1 protein-coding gene is annotated in these 4,711 nt (G+C 67.5%); it reads right to left on the bottom strand.

Translation table 11 applies throughout. From position 1 onward, the window contains the following. A partial coding sequence (locus ACW7G0_RS14115) for a beta strand repeat-containing protein (RefSeq protein WP_456990619.1) occupies positions 1-4,711 on the bottom strand: 4,711 nt, incomplete at both ends.

The following is a 4,711-nucleotide window of genomic DNA, read 5'->3' as shown; positions in this document are numbered from 1 at the left end:
GGCGGCAACCGCGTCCTCGCCTACGACCAGCGCCTCACCCTCGCCGCTGGCCTTGAAGTACTGGTCGGTGTTCTCGGCGACTGCCGCGACCGCGTCCAGTTGGTCCAGGTTCACCGCATCGGTGCCCTCGGTGCCGGCGGCGACATTGGTGATCTGGCGCTCGCTGCCGACATCGCCAACGGAGACGCTGTTGGCGCGGTCGGCGATCGAGTTCGCACCCAAGGCGACGCTGTTGTCCGCATCGGCGGTGCTGTAGTAGCCGATTGCGGTGCTGTCGGTGCCGTAGCTGGTGCTGTAGTAACCAACTGCCGAGCTGTTGTCGCCGCTGGCCCAGGAATTGGCGCCCAGGGCAGACGAGTTGACGCCGGGGGCGTAGGCGAAATAGCCCAGCGCGGTGCTCATCTCGCCGGAGGCTTCCGACAGGCTGCCATTGGCCGTACTGAAGTCGCCAGCGGCGATCGCACCGGCACCGAACGCGGCCGAGCTGAGTCCGCTGGCCTGGGTGTAGACGAGGATGCCCCAACCGGGGATCAGGTCCGCCGGACCGCCCACCGCCACGCTGTAATCACCGGTGGCCCCGGCGGCATGGCCGAAGCTGGAGGCGTATTCGCCGTTGGCAATGCTGCCGTAACCGAAAGACGATGCCGCGTAACCATTTGCTTCGCTAAGCACGCCGATGGCTGAACTGCCGACACCGGTGGCCAAGCTGCCGGAGCCGACCGCCGTGGCGCCCAGCCCGGACGCTACCGTGTTGACCTCGATCGGGTTGCCGTCGGCATCGAAGGCGTTGATCTTGCCGCCGATCGCGATACTGGAATCGCCGCTCGCCTCGCTATTGCTGCCGTTTGCGACGCTGTCACTGCCGATGGCGACCGCGTTGTAACCGCTGGCGGAGCTGAACTCGCCCAGCGCCATCGCGCCGCTGCCGAACGCCGAGGCGCCTTGCGCTCCGGCGTAGCTGCTGGAGCCAACTGCGGTGGTGTAATCACCATCGGCCATCGCGTTGGAACCGGCCGCAACCGCATCCTCGCCTTCGATTAGTGCCTCACCATCACCGCTGGCCTTGAAGTACTGGTCGGTGTTCTCGGCGACTGCCGCCACCGCGTCCAGCTGGTCCAGGTTCACCGCATCGGTGCCCTCGGTACCAGCGGCGACGTTGGTGATCTGGCGCTCGCTGCCGACATCCCCAACGGAGACGCTGTTGGCGCGATTGGTTGCCGAGTTGGCCCCCAGCGCCACGGCGTTGTCGTCCAGGGCGAACGCGTTGGCCCCCAGCGCCACGCTTTGCTCGCCATCCGCCCAGCTGTTGTGTCCCACGGTGGTGCTGTATTCGCCGGTTGCCCAAGCGCCGTTGCCGACGGCAGTGCCACCGGTGCCGCTTGCCTGGGTGCTGATCAAACCGAAGAAGGTGCTGCCGCCGACTGCGGTGCTCTCATCGCCGCTGGCCTGTGCGGCCTCGCCCAGTGCAGTGCTGCTGGCGCCGCTCGCGGTCGCGGATGCACCCAACGCCGTGGCGTAATCGTTGGAGGCGACCGAGCCGTAACCGATCGCCGAAGACAGGAAACCGTCGGCTTCGGTATAGCCGCCCACAGCGGTGGATCCGTCGCCGTTGGCCGCACTGCGGAAACCATTGGCGGTGGCCTGGGTGGCCGCTGCCGTGGCTTCGGTGCCGGTCGCGGTGCTGTAGGCGCCGGAGGCGTTGGCGCCGGCACCGGTTGCGGTGGCGCCGACTTCGGCGGCGAACGCGCCGGCGCCCAGCGCCGTGCTGTCATCGCCGCTGGCCACGGTGTTGACGTAGGTCGGGTTGCCGTCCGCATCCAGGACCGGATTGCCTTCATCGTCGAGGACCGCGCGGCGTCCGCCAATGGCGACGCTGGAAGTGCCGATGGCCTCGCTGCTGCTGCCACTGGCGACGCTGTCGTCGCCGCTGGCGACCGCGTTGTGGCCGCTGGCGGAGCTGAACTCACCGAAGGCCATCGCGCCGCTGCCGAACGCCGAGGCGCCTTGCGCTCCGGCGAAGCTCGAAGAGCCGACCGCGGTGGTGTAATCGCCGTCGGCCATCGCGTTGGAACCGGCCGCAACCGCGTCCTCGCCTTCGACCAGGGCCTCGCCCTCACCACTGGCCTTGAAGTACTGGTCGGTGTTCTCGGCGACCGCAGCCACCGCGTCCAACTGGTCCAGGTTCACCGCATCAGTGCCTTCGGTACCGGCCGCGACGTTGGTGATCTGGCGCTCATTGCCGACATCACCGACCGAAACGCTGCTGGCGCGGTCGGACAGGGAATCCGCTCCCAGGGCGACGCTATTGGCGGCAAGGGCCATGGATCCATTTCCCAGCGCGGTGCTGTTGACGCCGTTCGACCAGGCACCGCCGCCAACGGCGGTGGAGTAGTCGCCGGACGCCTCCGACGGCAGGAATCCGAACAACGCGCCACCTACGGCGACACTGTTGGTGCCGCTGGCAATGCTCTGGCTACCGACCGCAGTGCTGTCGCTCCCGCTTGCGGTCGCTGCCGCACCCAGCGCCGTGGCGTAATCATTGGAGGCGACCGAGCCGTAGCCAATGGCCGAGGACAGGAAGCCATCGGCTTCGGTGTAGCCGCCCACGGCGGTGGATCCGTCGCCATTGGCCGCACTGCGGAAGCCATTGGCGGTGGCCTGGGTGGCCGCTGCCGTGGCTTCGGTGCCGGTCGCGGTGCTGTAGGCGCCGGAGGCGTTGGACCCGGCACCGGTTGCGGTGGCGCCAACCTCGGCGGCGACCGCGCCGGCGCCCAGCGCCGTGCTGTCATCGCCACTGGCGACGGTGTTGACGTAGGTCGGGTTGCCGTCCGCATCCAGGACCGGATTGCCTTCATCGTCGAGGACCGCACGGCGGCCGCCAATGGCGACGCTGGAAGTGCCGATGGCCTCGCTGCTGCTGCCGCTGGCGACGCTGTCATCGCCGCTGGCGACCGCGTTGTGGCCGCTGGCCGAACTGAATTCACCCAGCGCCATCGCGCCGCTGCCGAACGCCGAGGCACCTTGCGCCCCGGCGAAGCTCGAAGAGCCGACCGCGGTGGTGTAATCGCCATCGGCCATCGCGTTGGAGCCGGCGGCAACCGCGTCCTCGCCTACGACCAGTGCCTCGCCCTCACCACTGGCCTTGAAGTACTGGTCGGTGTTCTCGGCGACCGCAGCCACCGCGTCCAGCTGGTCCAGGTTCACCGCATCGGTGCCCTCGGTGCCGGCGGCGACATTGGTGATCTGGCGCTCCGCCCCTTCGGTTCCGACGGAGACGGTCCAGTCGCGGGTCGCTTCTGCTCCAGTGCCTAGGGCGACGCTGTTGTTCGCAGAGACCCATGTACCTAGTCCCAGCGCCATGCTTTCAGTTCCGAAAACGAAGCTGTTCTGGCCGAGCGCTGTAGAGCCTTCACCCACGGCCCATGCAAACTGGCCCACTGCAGTAGTTTTGAGTTCCGTTGCGTGGGAGTCCTCTCCGATCGCAACCGAGCGCTCGCCGCTGGCGACGCTGAGAACACCGACAGCGGTGCTGAAATCGCCGGAGGCGTTAGTGAACGAGCCGAGCGCCGACGCCCACATACCGCTGGCGGACGCGGTGTCACCGACTGCCGTCGTATAGTCGCCACTGGCTTCTGCCGTCGAACCCAGCGCCGTGGCAAAGTCGCCGGCGGCATTGGCACCGTATCCGAGCGCCGAGCCAAAATCGCCAGTCACTTGGCTGAGTCCGCCGACTGCGACCGAGCCATCCGTATCGGCGATGCTGTGGTAACCAAGCGCAACAGCTTGCCGCCCATTCGCTTGGGCGGAATCGGCAATCGCGGTGCTACCTGCTGCAGTTGCTTGGCTGTTAACACCATAGGCCGACGCACGGTCTTCGACCGCTGTGCTTCCATAGCCGGTAGCGGTGGCGTTTTCACCGATCGCAACAGCGCCGCTGCCGTATGCCGATGCGCCGTTACCGATGGCATTGGTTGCCTCACCCGACGCGGTCGCATTGTCGCCATCGGCGTACGCTCCGGCATCGCTGTCGACGCTGCCGGTGGCCTTGAAGTACTTGTCGGTGTTCTCGGCGACCGCAGCGACCACAACCAGCTGGTCGAGGTTCACCGCATCGGTGCCCTCGGTACCGGCGGCGACGTTGATGATCTGGCGTTCGCTGCCGGCACTGCCGACGGATACGCTGTTGTCGCGGTCGCTCATCGAGTTGGCACCGAGAGCCACGCTGTTGGTGGCGGGTGCATAGGCGCTGACGCCTACTGCCACGCTGTCTACACCGGACGCGTAACTGTTGTACCCGACTGCTGCGCTGCCGTCGCCGGCGGCAAAACTGTTGTGGCCAAGCGCCGTGCTATAGCCGCCGGTTGCCCAAGCGCCGTTGCCGAATGCGGAGCTGGCGGTGCCGCTCGCGCGGGTATTGATCAAGCCATAAAGGGTTGTGCCACCGACTGCGGTGCTTTCGTCGCCGCTGGCCTGTGCGGCCTCGCCCAGTGCGGTGCTGCTTGCGCCGCTCGCGGTCGCGGATGCACCCAGCGCCGTGGCGTAATCGTTGGAGGCGACCGAGCCGTAACCGATCGCCGAGGACAGGAAACCGTCGGCTTCGGTATAGCTGCCCACGGCGGTGGATCCGTCACCGTTGGCCGCACTGCGGAAACCATTGGCGGTGGCCTGGGTGGCCGCTGCCGTGGCTTCGGTGCCGGTCGCGGTGCTGTAG

Source organism: Lysobacter sp. A286, from assembly GCF_054052105.1.
The sequence above is the reverse complement of the archived record's forward strand: the minus strand, read 5'-3'. Positions and strand labels throughout refer to the sequence as shown.